The following is a 615-nucleotide window of genomic DNA, read 5'->3' as shown; positions in this document are numbered from 1 at the left end:
CCATTTGGTTGAATGTTGGTTTGATGTCTAGCTGAATGTGTTTACGGCCAGCGTCGATGGCGAGCAATGTTGGCTTTTTAGCGACGTAAGCAACGAGCGTTGCGCGTACGCATTCAAAAGCGGTCATATTACGTTTCACTCGCTGAGCCATGGCGTTACTTAGTGGATCTAGACCACAGTAACAACCGAAAATACCAATGAATGTACCTACAAGGGCAGCGGCTACGTGATAGCCAATGAGCGCAATAGAACCATCTATGGCTTGCATAGTGATGATGATGCCACCAACTGCGGCAAGAATACCGAAACCAGGGAGTGCTTCTGCGGTACGCTGTAATGAGCGTGAAGGCAGCAGCAGCTCGTTCTGGATAGCTTCGATTTCTTGTTCCAACAGTCCCTCTAATTCATGAGGCGACATTTGTCCCATCGCCATTAAACGTAAATTATCAGTAATGAACGAAATCAGACGATGATCCTCAGAAACTTGCGGGAACATCAGGAAGATAGAGCTTTGTTCTGGTGCTTCGATGTGAGAATCCAAAAACTTGAAACCACGGCTACGCGCTGTTTCTAGCAGGTTGTTTAATAGCGCCATCAGCTCCATGTAGTACTCGT

General features: G+C 47.0%; 1 protein-coding gene. It reads right to left on the bottom strand.

All coding sequences use genetic code 11. The features are described 5' to 3' along the window. Positions 1 to 615, bottom strand: a 615-nt coding sequence (locus R7P74_RS27525) for a MotA/TolQ/ExbB proton channel family protein (protein WP_318123850.1), incomplete at both ends; no start/stop codon positions are given.

Source organism: Vibrio sp. 2033 (genome assembly GCF_033339735.1).
Note: the sequence above shows the minus strand (reverse complement) of the source record. Positions and strands in the feature narration are given on the sequence as shown.